This window comes from Guyparkeria hydrothermalis (assembly GCF_023555385.1).
GTDB lineage: Bacteria > Pseudomonadota > Gammaproteobacteria > Halothiobacillales > Halothiobacillaceae > Guyparkeria > Guyparkeria hydrothermalis_A.
This window is the reverse complement of sequence record NZ_JAJSED010000001.1, coordinates 1,927,022-1,944,086: the sequence shown is the minus strand read 5'-3', so window position 1 is coordinate 1,944,086 and position 17,065 is coordinate 1,927,022. Positions and strand designations below refer to the sequence as shown.

17 protein-coding genes are annotated in these 17,065 nt (G+C 64.9%); 8 read left to right on the top strand and 9 right to left on the bottom strand.

Features of this window, described 5'->3' with window-relative positions:
- The first annotated feature begins 56 nt into the window (after positions 1 to 56).
- From LV476_RS09060 to glnA, 7 genes are all read left to right on the top strand, one after another.
- Positions 57 to 809 (top strand): hypothetical protein, encoded by a 753-nt coding sequence (locus LV476_RS09060; RefSeq protein WP_250075401.1) that lies wholly within the window; start codon positions 57 to 59, stop codon positions 807 to 809.
- 31 nt (positions 810 to 840) lie between these two features.
- On the top strand, positions 841 to 1,539 hold the full coding sequence (locus LV476_RS09055; protein WP_250075400.1) for an SDR family oxidoreductase: 699 nt from the start codon (positions 841 to 843) through the stop codon (positions 1,537 to 1,539).
- Positions 1,540 to 1,875: 336 nt separating this feature from the next.
- Complete coding sequence (locus LV476_RS09050; protein ID WP_250075399.1) at positions 1,876 to 2,154, top strand: hypothetical protein; 279 nt, start codon at positions 1,876 to 1,878, stop codon at positions 2,152 to 2,154.
- Complete coding sequence (locus LV476_RS11240; protein ID WP_284047433.1) at positions 2,151 to 2,273, top strand: hypothetical protein; 123 nt, start codon at positions 2,151 to 2,153, stop codon at positions 2,271 to 2,273. Before LV476_RS09050 ends, LV476_RS11240 begins: the two co-directional genes overlap by 4 nt.
- A gap of 31 nt (positions 2,274 to 2,304) precedes the next feature.
- Complete coding sequence (locus LV476_RS09045; protein WP_250075398.1) at positions 2,305 to 3,015, top strand: SDR family oxidoreductase; 711 nt, start codon at positions 2,305 to 2,307, stop codon at positions 3,013 to 3,015.
- Positions 3,016 to 3,089: 74 nt separating this feature from the next.
- Positions 3,090 to 3,404, top strand: coding sequence for a hypothetical protein (locus LV476_RS09040; RefSeq protein WP_250075396.1), 315 nt, complete (start codon positions 3,090 to 3,092; stop codon positions 3,402 to 3,404).
- Positions 3,405 to 3,749: 345 nt separating this feature from the next.
- Positions 3,750 to 5,141, top strand: a complete 1,392-nt coding sequence (glnA, locus tag LV476_RS09035) for a glutamate--ammonia ligase (RefSeq protein WP_434062834.1) — start codon at positions 3,750 to 3,752, stop codon at positions 5,139 to 5,141.
- Between the two features lie 104 nt (positions 5,142 to 5,245).
- Here glnA and LV476_RS09030 read toward each other — a convergent pair whose 3' ends face one another.
- Positions 5,246 to 5,509 carry a CsbD family protein gene (locus tag LV476_RS09030; protein ID WP_250075394.1) on the bottom strand — a complete coding sequence of 88 codons (264 nt, stop codon included), beginning with the start codon at positions 5,507 to 5,509 and terminating at the stop codon, positions 5,246 to 5,248.
- Between the two features lie 123 nt (positions 5,510 to 5,632).
- Here LV476_RS09030 and LV476_RS09025 point away from each other — a divergent pair, with 123 nt between their 5' ends.
- Positions 5,633 to 5,995, top strand: coding sequence for a metalloregulator ArsR/SmtB family transcription factor (locus LV476_RS09025; protein ID WP_349666007.1), 363 nt, complete (start codon positions 5,633 to 5,635; stop codon positions 5,993 to 5,995).
- A 15-nt stretch (positions 5,996 to 6,010) separates the two neighbouring features.
- Here LV476_RS09025 and ispH read toward each other — a convergent pair whose 3' ends face one another.
- The 8 genes from ispH to LV476_RS08985 all read right to left on the bottom strand — a co-directional run bounded on the left by ispH (position 6,011) and on the right by LV476_RS08985 (position 17,034).
- On the bottom strand, positions 6,011 to 6,955 hold the full coding sequence (gene ispH, locus LV476_RS09020; RefSeq protein WP_250075391.1) for a 4-hydroxy-3-methylbut-2-enyl diphosphate reductase: 945 nt from the start codon (positions 6,953 to 6,955) through the stop codon (positions 6,011 to 6,013).
- Positions 6,952 to 7,452: an FKBP-type peptidyl-prolyl cis-trans isomerase gene (locus tag LV476_RS09015; RefSeq protein WP_250075390.1), complete on the bottom strand. Its 501-nt coding sequence runs from the start codon at positions 7,450 to 7,452 to the stop codon at positions 6,952 to 6,954. Before LV476_RS09015 ends, ispH begins: the two co-directional genes overlap by 4 nt.
- Entirely contained in the window at positions 7,439 to 7,942 is a 504-nt protein-coding gene (gene lspA / locus LV476_RS09010) for a signal peptidase II (protein ID WP_250075389.1), read from the bottom strand. Before lspA ends, LV476_RS09015 begins: the two co-directional genes overlap by 14 nt.
- A complete protein-coding gene (ileS, locus tag LV476_RS09005) occupies positions 7,942 to 10,773 on the bottom strand; it encodes an isoleucine--tRNA ligase (RefSeq protein ID WP_250075388.1) in 2,832 nt (943 codons plus the stop codon). The genes lspA and ileS overlap by 1 nt, the downstream gene beginning before the upstream one ends.
- 193 nt (positions 10,774 to 10,966) lie before the next feature.
- Positions 10,967 to 11,539, bottom strand: coding sequence for a GspH/FimT family pseudopilin (locus LV476_RS09000; RefSeq protein WP_250075387.1), 573 nt, complete (start codon positions 11,537 to 11,539; stop codon positions 10,967 to 10,969).
- Between the two features lie 3 nt (positions 11,540 to 11,542).
- Positions 11,543 to 15,331: a pilus assembly protein gene (locus LV476_RS08995; RefSeq protein ID WP_250075386.1), complete on the bottom strand. Its 3,789-nt coding sequence runs from the start codon at positions 15,329 to 15,331 to the stop codon at positions 11,543 to 11,545.
- 93 nt (positions 15,332 to 15,424) lie between these two features.
- Complete coding sequence (locus tag LV476_RS08990) at positions 15,425 to 15,976, bottom strand: pilus assembly PilX family protein (RefSeq protein WP_250075384.1); 552 nt, start codon at positions 15,974 to 15,976, stop codon at positions 15,425 to 15,427.
- A 92-nt stretch (positions 15,977 to 16,068) separates the two neighbouring features.
- A complete protein-coding gene (locus LV476_RS08985) occupies positions 16,069 to 17,034 on the bottom strand; it encodes a prepilin-type N-terminal cleavage/methylation domain-containing protein (protein WP_284047564.1) in 966 nt (321 codons plus the stop codon).
- Between the last annotated feature and the right edge of the window lie 31 nt (positions 17,035 to 17,065).

Here is a 17,065-nt window from a genome sequence, read left to right as displayed (position 1 = left end):
ATGCTACCCTCGATGAGCCGCAACCGGGTGCGGCCATCACGCTCGAGGAGTGCGCCGTGACCGATCCGCAACCTGCCAGTTCGACCAACCAGTCCGCCCCCCAGCCATCACGCCGAGGCCTCGGCTGCCTGGGCGTGAGCCTGGTGATCCTGGGCACCGTGATCGTCACCGTGGTGGTCGGCGCCCTGCTGGCCCGCTACGTGCTGTTCCCGGAGCATTTTGAACCGGTGCAGCTCGATGCGGCGGAAGAACAGGTGCTCGAGCAAAAACTCGACACGCTCGGCGTGCGCGCCGATTCCGGTCCACGCCACGGCCCAGGCGATCGCTTCGCTCCCCGCACGGACGAATTCGACGCTCAGGGCCGGCTTCGCCCGGAGCCGTACGATGAACCAACCGACGGTCCGCGCGAAGTGCATTTCGACGAGCGCGAACTCAATGCACTGATTGCTCGCGACCCGGAGCTGGCCCGTCGCCTGGCCATCGACCTGTCGCGCGACCTGGTCAGCGTCAAGCTGCTGGTGCCCCTGCCACCGGACTTCCCCGTCATGGGTGGGCAGACGCTGCGCCTGACGGCCGGGGCCGAGGTCCACGAGGTCGTCGGCCGCGACGGCCAGCCGCGCCTCGCGGTGATCGTCACCGGCGTGAGCCTGTGGGGCGTGCCGCTGCCGAATGCGTGGATCGGCGGACTCAAGGGGGTCGATCTGGTGGAGCAGTTCGGCGACGATCCCGGCTTCTGGCGGGCGCTGGCCGACGGCGTGGAGAGCGTGCAAGTCGAAGAAGGCGAGCTGGTGCTCCGGCTCGCCGAGTGACACTTTCACCGATCGAGACAAGGAGCAATCCATGAAGACCGCACTAATCACCGGCACCAACCGCGGCATCGGCCTGGAACTGACTCGCCAGCTCCTCGACGACGGCTGGCGAGTCCACGCCACCGCGAGGGACCCGATGGGCTCGGCCGAACTGACCGAACTGGCCGAACACCACCCGACCACCCTGCAGCGCCATGCCCTCGACGTGCACGAGCCGGCAGCGATCGACGCGCTCTCACGGGAGCTAGCCGACGAGTCGATCGACTGGCTGATCAACAATGCCGGCATCTACGGGCCGCGCGGCGTCGCCTTCGGCAATGTCGACGATGTGGAGGCCTGGCTTGAGGTCTTCCGCATCAACAGCATCGCGCCGATGCTCGTCATGCAGGCGTTCGCCGAACAGGTGGCGCGCAGCGAGGAGAAGAAGATCGGCATTCTTTCGAGCAAGGTCGGCTCGATGGGCGATAACGGCTCGGGCGGCGGCTACATCTACCGCTCCAGTAAGGCGGCGGTCAACGCGGTGATCAAGAGCGCCTCGATCGATCTCGAGCTGCTGGGGATCAACGTCGTCGCGCTCCACCCCGGTTGGGTACTCACCGACATGGGCGGCCCGCACGCCGAAATCACCACCGCCCAGAGCGCCGCCGGGCTGCGCCACAACATGGCCGAGCTCAGCGAAGCCGACCGCGGGCGGTTCATCGACATCGACGGCACCACCATCCCCTGGTAAGCGGGCATTGTCCCCACAAACGGGAATCGTTATCGTTTGCACAAATAATAACGACTCCCGGAGGCCCACTGCGACTGATCCCCCCCCCTGCGGAACCCTTGGCGATCGGATCGAGGTCCTCGCCAGCGATCACGACCAGGTGATCGCCAGCTTCCGCCATGCTGAGCTTGATCGCTTCGTTGCCGCCGAGCAGCACTTGACCAGAGGCTCGCCTCGCTTGGCGTCCAGGCCGATCGCGCGCCTGCCGATGATCGCTTCGCCCCGCAAGCAGAGGAGTTCGACTCGCAGGGCCGTCTGCGGCCCGAGCCATACCGTGAGGCGACCGGCCCGCGCGAGGTGCGTTCCGACGAGCGTGAACTCGAAGCCATCATCGCCCGCAACACCGAACTGGCCCGCCGCCTGGCCGTCGACCTGTCCCGGGATCTCGTAAGCGTCAAACTGCTGGTGCCACTACCACCGGATTTCCCGGCGATGGGCGGGCAGACCCTGCGCCTGACGGCCGGCGCCGAAGTCCGCGAGGTGCCCACGCCCAACGGCGATACCCGACTGGACGTGATCGTCACCGGCATGTGCCTTTCCGGGTGCCACTACCCAATGCGTGGATCGGCGGGTTGAAGGGCGTCGACCTGATCGAGCAGTTCGACGACGATCCGGGTTTCTGGCAGGCGCTGGCCGACGGCGTGGCGCGCGTGCAGGTCGAGGAAGGCGAGTTGGTGCTCCGGGTCGCCGAATGACACTGATTGACATCAACAGGAGGCAAACCGGGTGAAGACCGCACTGATCACCGGCACCAACCGTGGCATTGGCCTGGAACTGACTCGCCAGCTCCTCGACGACGGCTGGCGAGTCCACGCCACCGCTCACCACCCGGTGGACTCGACCGAGCTCACTGAGCTAGCCGAACAGTTTCCGGCCACGCTGGAACGCCACGCACTCGACGTGGGTGATCCGACCGCCATCAATGCGCTCTCCCGCGAACTGGCGGACGAATCGATCGACTGGCTGATCAACAACGCCGGCATCTACAGCCCACGCGGTGCCGCCTTCGGCAACGTCGAAGACGTCGATGTCTGGCTGGAGGTGTTCCGCATCAACAGCGTCGCGCCGATGCTCGTGATGCAGGCGTTCGCCGAGCAGGTTGCCCGCAGTGAGGAGAAGAAGATCGGCATTCTTTCGAGCAAGGTCGGCTCGACGGGCGACAACGGCTCGGGCGGTGGTTACATCTACCGCTCCAGCAAGGCGGCGGTCAAGGCGGCGGTCAACGCGGTGATCACGAGCGCCTCGATCGACCTCGAACCCCGGGGCATCAACGTCGTCGCGCTCCATCCCGGCTCGGTATGGACCGACATGGGCGGCCCGCACGCCGAGATCACCACCGCCCAGAGCGCCGCCGGACTGCGCCACAACATGGCCGAGCTGAGCGAAGCCGACCGCGGGCGGTTCATCGACATCGACGGCACCACCATCCCCTGGTAAGCGGGCATTGTTTCCGCGAACGGGAATCGTTATCGTTTGCACGAACCGTAACGATTCACCGGGGGGGGGCGGCCATGCGACTGATGCACCACTGCGGAGCTGTTGGCGATCGGGTCGAGGTGCGCGCCAGCGATCAGGACCAGGTGATCGCCGACTTCCGCTACGACGAACTCGACCGCTTCATCGCCGAAGGCAAGCTGTCGGCCGCCGAGCTGTTCGACCGCAGCGAGACCGGTTGTGCGGCCCTGTGCCGACGGCTGGCACTACTTGCCTGCGCGCAGGCCTGCCGTCAGGGCATGACCTGCCTTGCCGTCGACTGCCCGCATCACCCGGCCTCCCGATCTTCGGCAACACCACCTCAACGAGGCACCCGCACGGCCGGGCCGTGATTCATCGTGGTGCGTTGCGGATGGCTGTCGCACCTTACTGGTGCATGAAGCGGCCGACGTACCCGGCAGACCCCTCGCCGATTCATGACCTGAATGACCGGCCACACAGCGGCGGCTCGTGACAGCCGCGCATAATCAGGCAGTTGCGGAACAAGGTCACGCCCCCGGGCCGAAACCGCAAACCACCGCACCCCGGTCATGCAAACCGGCACGGTTTCTGCTTTTCTTGCACCAAGTCGGGCATCAGCGGATCATGTCGGCAGTTCGCCGCGCGCACCGCGCCCGCCGCATTTCGAGATTCAACGTCTACCGGAGGATTCCATGTCCAACGCGACCAACAAAGTCATGACCATGATGGAAGAGCACGGCGTCAAGTTCGTCGACTTCCGCTTTACCGACACGCTGGGCAAGCAGCAGCACGTCACCTACCCGGCCAGCCACATCGACGAGGACACCTTCGAAGAAGGCGTCATGTTCGACGGCTCCTCGATCGCCGGCTGGAAGGGCATCAACGCATCGGACATGATCCTCATGCCGGACGCCGAGTCCGCCAACATCGACCCGTTCTCCGAAGAGCCGACCCTGATCGTCATCTGCGACATCATCGAGCCGGACACCATGCAGGGCTACAACCGTGACCCGCGCTCGGTCGCTCGTCGCGCCGAGGCCTACATCCAGTCCTCCGGCCTGGCCGACGTCGCCTTCTTCGGTCCGGAGAACGAGTTCTTCATCCTCGACGACGTTCGCTGGGGCTCGGACATGTCCGGCTCGTTCGTCAAGATCGACTCCAAGGAAGCCGCGTGGAATGCCGAACGCGTCTACGAAGACGGCAACATGGGCCACCGCCCGGGCGTCAAGGGGGGCTACTTCCCGGTACCGCCGGTCGACTCCCTGCACGACATCCGCCAGGCCATGTGCCTTGTGCTCGAGGAGATGGGCCAGAACGTCGAGGTACATCACCACGAAGTCGCAACCGCCGGCCAGTGCGAGATTGGCGTCGCGTTCAACACGCTGGTCAAGAAGGCCGACGAGGTCCAGGATCTCAAGTACGTGATCCACAACGTCGCGCACGCCTACGGCAAGACCGCCACCTTCATGCCCAAGCCGATCGTCGGCGACAACGGCTCCGGCATGCACGTCCACCAGTCCATGGGCAAGGACGGCAAGAACCTGTTCTCTGGTGACGGCTACGCGGGTCTGTCCGAAATGGCGCTCTACTACATTGGCGGCATCATCAAGCACGCCCGCGCACTGAACGCCTTCTGCAACCCGTCAACCAACAGCTACAAGCGTCTGGTTCCGGGCTTCGAAGCGCCGGTCAAGCTGGCATACTCCAGCCGTAACCGCTCGGCTTCCATCCGGATCCCGTTCGTCGCCAACCCGAAGGCGCGCCGCGTCGAGCTGCGCTTCCCGGACTCCACCGCCAACCCGTACCTCGCGTTCGCGGCAATGCTGATGGCCGGCATCGACGGCATCCAGAACAAGATCCACCCGGGCGAAGCGGCAAGCAAGAACCTCTACGACCTGCCGCCGGAAGAAGAGAAGGATATCCCGGAAGTGGCCTTCTCCCTGGACGAAGCCCTCAAGGCCCTGGACGAGGACCGCGAATTCCTCACCCGTGGCGACGTCTTCAGCGACGACCTGATCGACGCCTACATCGAGCTCAAGGGCGAGGAAGTCCAGCTGCTGCGGATGACCACGCACCCGGTCGAGTTCGACATGTACTACAGCGTGTAAGCCGCGCTGTAATCGCCGGGCCCGCCCGGCGACCGGAAATGACAACGCCCCGCTTTTGCGGGGCGTTTTTTGTGGGCAACGGAGCGACGAGAGCAAGACGAGGGTCAGTCTCCCGAATCCTTCAAGGACTTGCAGTCCTCCGTGGGCACACCGTCAGGGCCGAGCTTTTCCTTCAACTTCTCCCGAAACTCCCGAATCTGCTCCCGTGCCTCCGCTTCGCTCACGCCGTAGCGCCGCTGGATCTTGCCGATCAGTTCCTGCTTCTTCCCTTCGATCACGGCAAACTCGTCGCCCGTGATACGACCCCAGTATTCCTCGGCACAACCAACGAACGATCGCCAGTTGCCCTCAATGTGTTCCCACTTCATATGGAACTCCTGCGCCTTTTTGCCCTCTTGATTGTAGGCAATAAAAAGAGAGCTGCCGAGATGAAGGGCATTCACTCAGGAACCCGAACTGAATCAATCTCATTACAACGGACACATACCCACGTGAATAGAGAAGCGAACATACAACCCGAGGCCCTTTTTCGCGCACTGGGCGACTCCACACGGCTGCGAAGCCTGATGCTGTTACTGCGGGAGGGTGAGCTGTGTGTCTGCGAACTGACCATGTCGCTCGACCTGAGTCAGCCCAAGATCTCCCGGCACCTTGCCCACCTGCGCGAGGCGGGCATCGCCGAGGTGCGCCGCGACGGCACGTGGGTGTTCTACCGCGTCAACGAGCGGCTGCCCGACTGGGCTCGAGAAGTTCTGCGATGCACCTTGGCCGGCACCGAAGAGCTGGAAACGTTCCAGGTCGACCGGGCACGGCTGGCCGACCTGGACGAGCGCCCGTCACGAGACCGCGCCTGAGGCGCGGCGCCGACCTCAGTTGGCGTGCCGCAGGGAAGCGGGGAGGGGGAAGATCATGTTCTCGACTACCGTCGGCTCGCGCTCTTCGAGCGTGGCCTCGCAGTCGAGCTTGAGGCGTTCGATCACCTGCTGGACGAGAATTTCCGGCGCCGACGCCCCGGCCGTGAGACCGACGCGACCACAGCCCTCGAACCATGCCGGATCGATGTCGTCCGCGGCATCGATCAAGTAGGCGGGCACGCCGACCTGCTCGGCGATCTCGCGCAGGCGGTTGGAGTTCGAGCTCGTCTTGGAGCCGACCACCAGCACCACCTCACAGCTTTCCGCGAGCTCGCGCACCGCATCCTGGCGATTCTGCGTGGCGTAGCAGATATCGTCCTTGCGCGGCCCCTCGACATGAGGAAATCGCTCCTGCAACGCTGTGATGATGGCGCGCGTCTCGTCGACCGAGAGCGTGGTCTGCGTCGCCCAGGCCAGCCCCTTGGGGTTGTCCACCTCCAGGCGCTCGACGTCGCTGATCTTCTCGACCAGATGGATCCGTCCGCCGAAGGACGGATCGAAATGCCCCATGGTGCCCTCGACCTCGGGGTGTCCGTCGTGACCGACCAGCACCACGTCGCGTCCGGCGCGCGAATGGCGCGCCACTTCCATATGCACCTTGGTCACCAGCGGGCAGGTCGCATCGAACACCTTCAGGCCGCGTTCGGCGGCGGTGTCCTGGATCGACTTGGAGACGCCGTGGGCGGAGAAGATCAGGGTCGAGTCGTCCGGCACGTCAGCCAGATCCTCGATAAAGATCGCTCCCTTGTCGCGCAGGTTGTCGACGATGTAGCGATTGTGGACGATCTCGTGGCGCACGTAGATCGGCGCGCCGAAGGACTCAAGCGCACGGTCGACGATCTCGACCGCCCGGTCGACCCCGGCGCAGAAGCCGCGCGGATTGGCCAACTGGATCTTCATGTTGTCGCTCCCGACGGGCTCTCGCCCGCCTGTTCCGCCTGCTGCCCGTCGATGCCCAGCACCTGCACGATGAACTGGACGTTCTGACCGGCCAGCGGGTGGTTGAAATCAACGGTGACCGCATCCTCGGTGACCGCCGTGACGGTGCCGGGCACCGCCTCGCCGTTGGGCAGGTCGAACTCGATCACCAGCTGCGGCTCGAGCTGCATCTCCTCGGGAAACTGCCCGCGCGGCATGGTGTGGATGTTGGTGGGATCCGGCATGCCGAAGGCATATTCCGGCGTCAGCAGGATGCGGGTGTACTCGCCCAGCGGCAGCCCGATCAGCGCGTCCTCGAGGTTGGGCTCGAACGCACCGTTGCCGAGGCGCACCGTGAACGGCTCGTCACCGAAGGTGCTGTCCACCACCCGGTCGTCGGGCAGACGTAGCTCGTAGTGGATGGTGACCTCGGAATCCTTTTCGATGGTCGGCAGCGCAGACTGGTCAGCGTCGGTCATCGGATGCACTCGGTTGCCGTTGGGGCCGCAACTCGGCCCAGATGATAAGAATCACGCCGATGGTAATGGCCGCATCGGCGATGTTGAAGGCCGGCCAGTGCCAGCCCGCCCAGTGGAAATCGAGAAAGTCGACCACGTGACCGTAGGCCACCCGGTCGATCACATTGCCTACCGCCCCGCCGATGATCGCGGCGATGCCGGCCTTGATCCGGCAATCAGGGATCGCGACGAAGAACAGCCATGCCAGCAGGGCCGCGACGATCACCACAGCGAGAAAGACGAAGAACCAGCGCTGCCAGCCATCGTGGTCGGCGAGGAAGGAGAAGGCCGCCCCGGTGTTGTACAGCAGCGTCAGGTTGAAAAACGGCAGGATCTCTACCGGTCGCGCATAGGCAAGCCCTGCCAGTGCGGCCCACTTGGTCAACTGGTCGGCGACGAGCACACCGAGCGAAAGCCACAGCCAGCGCAGGTTGGTAACAGGACGCCGCATCACACCAAGTGGCGGGTTTCCCCGTCACCCTCGATGTTCTCGATGCAACGACCGCAGAGAGTCGGGTGCGCGTCGTGCGTACCGACATCGGGACGGAAGTGCCAGCAACGCTCGCACTTCTCGGCCTCCATCGGCGTGATCCGCACCGCGAGCTGACCTACGCCCTCGATGGTCTCGGCATCGACGTCGGCCGGCTTGTCCGCCAGCGCACCCACGGTCGCCTCGGAGACGATCAGCAGGAAGCGGAGCTCCTCACCCAAGGCGGCCAGGCGATCGGCAACCGTTTCGTCGGCCCAGATCTCGACGTTGGCCGACAGGTTCGCCTTGATGCGCTTCTCGTTGCGCGCCGCCTCGGCATGGCGGTTGACCGCGTCGCGAATGGCGATCAGGTCATCCCAGAAGCCGCGCTGCTTCGGACCGGCGTGGCCGTCCTCGAGCAGCGGGGCGAGGGCGTCGACGTGGGTGGCCTTGAAGACGGTGTCCTCGCGGCCATCGGCGAGCGCCGGCAGGTGCTGCCAGATTTCCTCGGCGGTGAACGACAGCACCGGGGCAATCCAGCGGGTCAGCGCCTCGACTGTGCGCCACATCGCCGTTTGCGCGGAGCGACGCATCAGCGCGTCCATCTGGCCGGTGTAGATACGGTCCTTGACGATGTCGAGGTAGAACGCACCCAGTTCGATCGAGCAGAAATGGTGGATGCGCGCGACCATCTGGTGGAACTGGTAGGCCGTAAAGCCGTCGCGCACCTCGCAGTTGAGCTGCGCGGCACGGTCGACCAGCCAGGCGTCCAGCGCCAGCAGATCACTGTCGGCGACCGCATCGTTGTTCGGATCAAAACCGTCGATGTTTGCCAGCAGGAAACGCGCGGTGTTGCGGATGCGGCGGTAGGCATCGGCGGTGCGTTGCAGGATCTCGTCGGAGACCGTCATTTCACCGGAAAAGTCCGTGGAGGCCACCCACAGGCGCAGCGGGTCGGCGCCCATCTTGTCGATCACCTGCTGCGGCGCGATCACGTTGCCCAACGACTTGGACATCTTGCGCCCCTTGGCATCCACGGTGAAACCGTGTGTGAGCACGCCGCGGTACGGCGCCTGCTCGCGCAGGGCGGTGGCAGTGAGCAGCGAGGACTGGAACCAGCCGCGGTGCTGGTCGGAACCCTCCAGGTACAGATCGGCCGGCCAGGTCAATTCCTCGCGGCGGTCGAGCACCGCCCAGTGGGTGACCCCCGAGTCGAACCACACGTCGAGGGTGTCGATCACCTTGTCGTACTCGGCAGCGTCCTCGCCGATCAGTTCGCGAGGATCGAGATCGAACCAGTAGTCGACGCCATGCTGCTCCACCTGCTCGGCGACCCGGCGCATCAGCTCGGCGGAATCGGGATGCGCATGGCCGGTCTGCTTGTGGGCGAACAACGCGATCGGCACGCCCCAGAAGCGCTGGCGCGAGATGCACCAGTCCGGGCGGTTCTCGACCATGCCCTCGATGCGTGCCCGGCCCCAGTCCGGCGTGAACTCGACCTCGTCGAGCGCCTTGATCGCATCGGCGCGCAGGTGCTGCTGCGTCATCGAGACGAACCACTGGTGCGTCGCGCGGAAGATCAGCGGGGTCTTGTGCCGCCAGCAGTGCGGGTAGCTGTGCTTGAACTTGGAATGCGCCAGCAGGCGACCATTCGACTCCAGCTGCTCGAGGATCGCCTTGCCGCCGGCCTTGAGATCCCGCCCGCCGACGAGCGGCGTGTCGGCGAAGAAGCGCCCCTCGCCGTCGACCGGATTGTCGACCGGCAGGTCGTACTGCTTGCCGACCGCGAAGTCTTCCTCGCCGTGCGCCGGGGCGGTGTGCACGAGCCCCGTACCGGCATCCAGCGTGACGTGCTCGCCGAGGATCACCGGCACCTCGCGCTCAAGGAACGGGTGCGCCAGCCGGACGCCCTCGAACGCTTCGCCGGTCGCCTTGCCCAACACCTCGTGCGACTCGGCGCCCATACGCGACAACGCCTCCTCGGCCAGCCCCTCGGCCAGCACGATCCGCCGACCGTCGATCTCGATCAGCTGGTAGCTCAGCTCGGCGTTCATCGCCACGGCCTGGTTGGCCGGCAGCGTCCAGGGCGTGGTGGTCCAGATGACGAAATCGACCGGCGCCTCGTCCTCGACGCCGAAGGCACGGTTGACGGCCGCCGGGTCGATGGCAGCGAAGGCCACGTCGATCTGATGGGAGGTCTTGTCCTGGTACTCGACCTCGGCCTCGGCCAGAGCCGAGCCGCAATCGACGCACCAGTGCACCGGCTTCTCGCCGCGATGGAGGTGGCCGCGCTCGATGATGCCGGCCAGCGCCCGCAGGGTGTCGGCCTCGAAGCCGAAGTCCATCGAGCGGTAGGGGTTGTCCCAGTCGCCGATCACGCCGAGTCGGATGAAGTCCTGCTTCTGCCGCTCGATCTGGCTGGCCGCGTAGTCCCGGCAGGCCTGGCGGAAGGCACGCTCGTCGAGCTTGACGCCCGGCTTGCCGTGCTCGCGCTCGACCACCAGCTCGATCGGCAGGCCGTGGCAGTCCCAGCCCGGCACGTAGGGGGTGTCGAAGCCCTCGAGCAGGCGCGTCTTGTTGATGACGTCCTTGAGGATCTTGTTGACCGCATGGCCGATGTGGATGTCGCCGTTGGCATACGGCGGACCGTCGTGCAGCACGAACTTGGGCCGGTCGGTGGCATGCTCGCGCACCGCGCGGTAGAGATCACGCTCCTGCCAGCGCTCGAGCATCTGCGGCTCGCGCTTGGGCAGGTTGCCGCGCATGGGGAAGTCGGTCTTGGGAAGGTTGAGCGTCGATTTGTAATCGGTCACGGTTGGGCCACGTCGGTTCAGTTCGCCGGAGGACTGCAAACCGCTGATTGTAACAGGCAAGCCCCACAGACCACCGTTCTTCGGCCGCATTCAGCGGCGGAAATATCGCGCGGCGGTCATGAGAACGATCCTGGATCGCCCAATAGGCGGGGCAGCACGACTGATTGCGCGGAGCCGTCTTGCATTGCCCGACTCAGATTGGCGGGCACTGCCCATCGAGATTGAGCGAGGCCTTCCGCACACGGCCGCTCGGGGCAATGACCACCTCGGACGCATTGCCCGAAATATCCGCCGGCACGCACACCCGCAGCCTCCCGGCAGCGAACCCACCACCGGGCTTGGTGGCATGACCAGCGGGCAGATAAATGACCGCTTCATTGAACGGCCCGTTACCCTCGATCACCACGGCACCATCGGGTCCCGGCACGGTGCCATGGCGCTCTATCGACTCGCCGTCGTCCAGCCGCCCGTTCCGGTTCCCGTCGCGGTAGACAAGCCACTGTCCGGAGGACCACTCCCCGCTGCAGCCGATTCCAGGGTTACCGGCACACAACGCCACCGGCTGGCCCAGATTGATCGCCGCCTGGCGGGCCGCCATGACAGCCCCTTGCACGCCATTGCTGGCGGCAGCCAAACGGTTCTGGGCTGTGATGGCGGAAAACGCCGGGATCGCGATCGCAAGGGTGACGGCCAGAACAGTGATCGTCACCATGAGCTCGATCAGGGAGAAGCCCTGGCCGATTACCTTCGATGTGAGCGCCGTCACGATCTACCCCCCCACGATCTCGCGCCACGACAATCGCCGGAACGGCACGCCAGCGCCCGGGGGCGACAACTCGACGGTGCCATTACGCACGGTCTTGCCCGACAGCACCAACTCACCATCGAGCTTCTGCCCCACAAGCACACCTCCGAGGGCCTCATCGAGCAGGAGGCCATTGAACGCGAGCGAGTCCCCATTGAACCGAGTCTCGTCGCGCACACCGTCGCCATTCGTATCGAAAAACGGCTGTCCCGGATTGGCACCACTGAAGGGGTCGACCGCCATGACCGCGCCCGCCGGATACGGGTAACAGATATCACGAGGCTCGGGGATCAGCGTCGACACATAGATCCGGCCCGCGATCTCCTGGCTGGGCTGGACGATGCGCTCGCCACGCGAGAGCCCCGTGTTCGGATCGACCAGATCCATGTACCACCCCGCGTGCCCGATCAGATCGGCGCGGTCGCCGGCGCTCGTGGCTCGACCATACTCGCCGTTGGCCGGGTCTTGCTCGGCGACGATACGACGCCTCACCAGATCGGTCCGCGAGGACGACTCATCGACCACCGGCACCCCATCGTTCCGAGCCGATACACGCAATCCGTACCAGCTCTGGACAGCGGGATCGATCTGCTCGACGTCGGCCTCGGAAAGAAAGCGTCCCGTACCGACGAACAGCCACAGGGCCCCGTCATCGGCCGAGGCATGCAGCAGCGGCTGGGCCGTGATCGACTGAGCGACACCTGCATCGTTGCGAGCCCTAAATACGACCTCGCCGCGACCTCCCGACGGACCAAGATCGAAATGCCAGATATTGCCTTTCAGATCACCCGCGTAGGCATCGGTCGACAAGCCATTCGTCCCGTCAGATTGCCACACGGCCGGTGAGGACAGGCCAGCATTCCTCCCGGCCGAGTACGTGTCCAGTTCGCCATCCTCCAGATCGAACTGCAACAGTTTCCCGGCACTGTCATCCGCTCCGCTGCCCAGCAGAACCACCCATTTCCCGTCGTCGGTGCGGGGATCCGGGACCTGGGCAATGATCGGTTGTCCCAACACCTGTCCGATCGCCTCGCCGCCCTTGAGGCCGTCGTCCGCAGCACGCTCCCAGAGGGTTTCGATGGCATCCGGGTCGGTAATATCGAGCGCGTAAACCGCCGGAGAGGGGCCCAACCCCGTCGTGCCGACCAGGATCGTCCGCCAGCGACCGTCGATGTAGACATCGGAGGTGGTCAACTCACCATCGTGGAAATACTGATGGGGGATAACCTGTTCGCCGCCGTCGCCCACGGGCGCGCCATATTGAGGGTGCGCGAGACGCCCCAGGGAAGCCTCTCCCCGACCGCGCAGGACCGCACCGGGGAGAAACGCGAAGCGCTCTGCGCCCGTCTCGGCATCGAAGGCGTGCACCATGCCATCGTTTGCCGCCACGTAAAGCATGGCATCGCGGTCCGCATTGTCCCGAGCGAAGTCGGCATGACGGTCACTGCCCTCGAACCGCCGGCCTTCGAAGCGTCCGGGTTCAGGAGATGCCACGTACACAGGCGAAGAGTGCACCACGTCGCCGATGAGGGACTTGCGTGCCCTGAAACGACCGCCGGGATTTCCCAACTCGAGGCGACGATCACCTCGCAGGAAGTTGACGATCTCCTCGACGCTGGGTTGGCCGGGAAATCCAACCCCCAGGCCACCGACAAGCGCCGCCTTCTGCGACCCAGAGAGGTTGTTCGCCGCCAGCGCGACCTCGCCCTTGCCCGGCCGGTACGTCATGATCCGGCGCTCGCGCCATGGCGGCAGCGCCCCGTCGGCATCCCACACGGGCTGCTCGAGATCGTAGGCTCCGTCGTCATCGGCCCGATAGGCCCGCACTACCCCGCTCCACTGACCCGTCACGTACGAGGCATCGAATCGCAGCGACTCGCCCGGCAGACGCTCCTCGCCGTCAAACGCCACGCCGTTCCCGCTCCCCGGTTGGCTGCCAAGATTGGCGATGACGGCACGAATACCCGCCGTGTATTCGTCGAGATCGCCGGCCTGGAGGAATCCGCCATGCCCGTTCAGTCCAGCGTGCGCCAGGTCGGCCACCCCATTGCGAGACACCAGAAAATGTCGCGGCCAGGCAAAGCCGTCAATGGCCGCCGCATCGGCCAGACCCGCGTCAACCTGTCTCGCCCAATCGGCAATCTCCGCATAGCGGGTGCCTTCCGGCTCGATTCCCTCCGGCTCAAGTCCCAATCCGACAGTGATCGTCGTCATGTGCTGCCAGAAAGCCGGGTCGTCGACATTGGAGGGCACCCGGTTGGCGAGATCGGTACGAAGGTCGTTCTTCCAGTAGTACATCGCCACGTCGGCGAGCGTGCTGCGCGAAAGAAACAGGCTCGGATTCCGTTCGGCAAACGGGGGCGCCGCCTCGTAGCGGTAGCGACGGCCGTCCGGGCCTTCGATGGAGCCATCCGCCTCGGCACCCAAGCTGGCCCCGGCGCGGGCATCGGCGTCACCGATCCGATCGAGGAACGATAGGGTGGGCAGATCGCCCTGCCACATGCTGCTGGTCGCAAGGATCGCGTAAGACTGACGGCAAGAGAGCTTTTCGGCATCCGCGGCACCTGCCTCCGAGCCCATCGCACGCCACGGCTCGTCGGTACGGTAATACCCGCCCACCTGCATCAGGGGGCGTCGCAACCGAGTGGTGAGTCCATTCGGTTGCAGCCGCTCCAGCCAGCTCCAAAAATTGGATTTCTGCTCCACCCAGGGCCGCACACGAGCGAACGCGGTGCGATTGGACAAGACACTGAAGATGTCCTCACCGAAATACACCGGCACCCGATTGAGTGCGGTCCAGAGCAGCTTGTCGTGATTGGTCGAGCCAAAACCAACCCGATAGTTGGGATTGAACTGAGCGAACGCCCGCATGGTGCCGGTCTTGGCCGTCAGCATCCGCGTGTGGTGGTAGGCAAACCAGTTGGCGATGTTCGTGCCCACCCGAACCCCCGGCGGGGCCGCCCGACCACTGGCATCGTCCTGGAAGACACAATTTGCGGCAAGCTCGCTGGGCAAGTGGCCACAATCCCCGGCATCACCGGCAACAAAATGTACCGTGTGCGGCCCGGACGCTGGCCCGGTGGCGTACTGGAAGAAGGCGTAGGTTTCCCCGAACAGACCGTCGCTGTGCTCGTGGTTGTAATCGACCAGCCCGGCTTTCGCCAGGCGGTCGGTGAAAGCGCCCATGAAACCGCCCGGCAGCGTGTCGATCAGGCCGGAAAGGTCGTCCGTTAGTGACAGGCTGTTCGTGGCGTAGAAGTCGTTGACGTAGTGACGCAGGTCGACCTTGACCGCCGCGTCCACCAAGCCGAGTTCGGCGAGCGTGGATGACTCGAGAATGCGGGCGAATCCGTTCTTGGGCACGTCGCGAATGTCGGTATAGGAGGGATAGGCGCTGCCATCGGCGCGCGGTGGTGGGAGATAGCGAACGGTAGGGTCGTAGTAGAGCCGATTGGCATGCGCGTTGATCATCGGCTCGTTGTTGATCGGCCCTTCCTCGAGAAAATCCTGCAACCGGCGATTGAAGACGCCGGGAATGCTGGCCAGGTCCGGAAGGTAGTCCTGCCGCATCTGGTGCGAATCGTCGAGCATCAAGACGACGTTCGGAGGTACGGGTTCCTGGACAGTCAGCGGGGACTGGGCGGGCTCATCGAACGCCGACACGCCGACCGGCAGCGCCCCCAGCACCAAGACGAAAGAGCCCTTGATCAGGCGCCGGGAAAAAGACGCAAGACGCGATGAAAAAGCACACATGAGAGGCATCCCTGAGCCAGACAAGTCAATCGGGGCATCCTTGCCCCGATAAGTAATGAGCCCAAACGGTTCAGTGGGCTCGATCGTTCGAGTTCAACGGCGAAGTTCGCTTTGGACCACCACCTTCGCGCGGGCCGCATTCTCCGAGCGGGACGGATCCAGGCCCCGTGCCGTCGCCCGATAGCATTGGCCGTTGGCCGAGAACTGGTGGAAGACGGAACGGTCTTGATCGCGCGAGGTGTCACGCCCGTCCGCTGTCGCCCTGCCAGACCCTGATGGGCAATGAACCTTCTGCACGAGGTACTGGGGGCGCACCTCATCCGATTGGGCCGGGAACTGGCGCGGCCCCGAGCCCCGGGGCACGGTCGTCCAATGGTCCGCCAGCCGCGTATCCCGGGTCGGATCATCCGGGCAATCCACATCGGGCAAGGTGCAATCGCTTCCCTCAACGTCGAACGACATCGCGTCCGCCTCGTCTCGCACCCGGTCCTCCGCGATACGCAGTGCGGACTCCGCGGCCTGAAAGGCCCGCTCCCGGTCGAAACTGTTGCCGGCAAGCTGCTCCTGCATGCTGGTCCCGCGGATGGCAGCCAACCCGAGCAGGGTGACCGTAACGAGCAGCACCAGCGCGGCGGCCAGTGCCACTCCACGTTCCCCGCCACCTGTGACGCCGCACATCACCCCTGATGACGGGCACGACATATTTCCCACCCTAGCTAGCATTCGACGATCTGGCTTCATGGGTCCATCCTGTTGCGAACGGCAAAGACCGCGGTAAGGGGTCGGGAGAGCGGTTGGCCGTTGATGCCTCGGCGCCCCTCGGCGTCGGACAGCACAAGCTCCATCCGAACCCCGTCCACATCAGCCCACTCGGCCGGTCCCCAGCCGTTCACTTCGCTTTCATAGTCATCGACGACGTCGGCTCGGTGAAAACCCAGGCGCATGTCCTCAACCCCTCGAACCAGCTCGTCCGAAGAACGGTCATTCACCCGCTGGTACAGGGAACGCCCGCCCTCGGCGTTTTGCCCCACAAAGAAAGTCGTGCTGCGGTAATCGTCAAGGCGAAAAACGAACGCGTCGCGACCGTACTCACGTGACAGGGCATTGGCCGTATTGGCGGAGTTGCCGTGAGCCAATGTCGTCTTCCCGTTGCCCGATTCAGGGCGGTTGGTGACCCGGAATACGTCGGCTTGACGACAGTCCGTCACCATCACGACATCGCCCATCTCGAAACCGGGCCGGTTATGCATGATCTGCACGTTGGCATTCGTCACATTGACCTGGCCGGCGAGTTCCGCGATCGAATCGCTGCCGGCGGGAAAGTGCCGAACCGTCAAGATAGAACTGTCCGCGGGCACCTCGATACTGCCGATTCGCTCGCCGGCGCCGGCAACCGCCCCGACCAGAGCCTCGATCCCGTCGGCACCATCGAGGCCGAAAGAGTCCAGATCCGGCGCGGGATCCGCGATCACGTGAATGGGCAATGCCTCGATTGCACAGGTCCGCCCGTACCCTGCGACGCGCACTTCACGGCCGACGAACGCGTGGGCTGTCCGCACTGCATCTTGAACGCGGGCCAGTGCCTGGTTGGTGGCATAGCTCTGCTTGTTGGCGAGAAAGACGCTGCCCACGCCGGCCAAGACAATCAGCCCGAGCACCATCGCGATCATCAGCTCGACCAACGAGAACCCCTTCACGGGCATGGCGAGGGGAAACCGGCGGTTTGCGGCGCAC

Coding starts and splice junctions, on each gene's coding strand:
- LV476_RS09055 (WP_250075400.1), top strand. CDS start 841: ATGAAGACCGCACTAATCACCGGCACCAACCGCGGCATCGGCCTGGAA.
- LV476_RS09040 (WP_250075396.1), top strand. CDS start 3,090: ATGCGACTGATGCACCACTGCGGAGCTGTTGGCGATCGGGTCGAGGTG.
- glnA (WP_434062834.1), top strand. CDS start 3,750: ATGACCATGATGGAAGAGCACGGCGTCAAGTTCGTCGACTTCCGCTTT.
- LV476_RS09030 (WP_250075394.1), bottom strand. CDS start 5,509: ATGAAGTGGGAACACATTGAGGGCAACTGGCGATCGTTCGTTGGTTGT.
- ispH (WP_250075391.1), bottom strand. CDS start 6,955: ATGAAGATCCAGTTGGCCAATCCGCGCGGCTTCTGCGCCGGGGTCGAC.
- LV476_RS09015 (WP_250075390.1), bottom strand. CDS start 7,452: ATGACCGACGCTGACCAGTCTGCGCTGCCGACCATCGAAAAGGATTCC.
- lspA (WP_250075389.1), bottom strand. CDS start 7,942: ATGCGGCGTCCTGTTACCAACCTGCGCTGGCTGTGGCTTTCGCTCGGT.
- LV476_RS08995 (WP_250075386.1), bottom strand. CDS start 15,331: ATGTGTGCTTTTTCATCGCGTCTTGCGTCTTTTTCCCGGCGCCTGATC.
- LV476_RS08985 (WP_284047564.1), bottom strand. CDS start 17,034: ATGCCCGTGAAGGGGTTCTCGTTGGTCGAGCTGATGATCGCGATGGTG.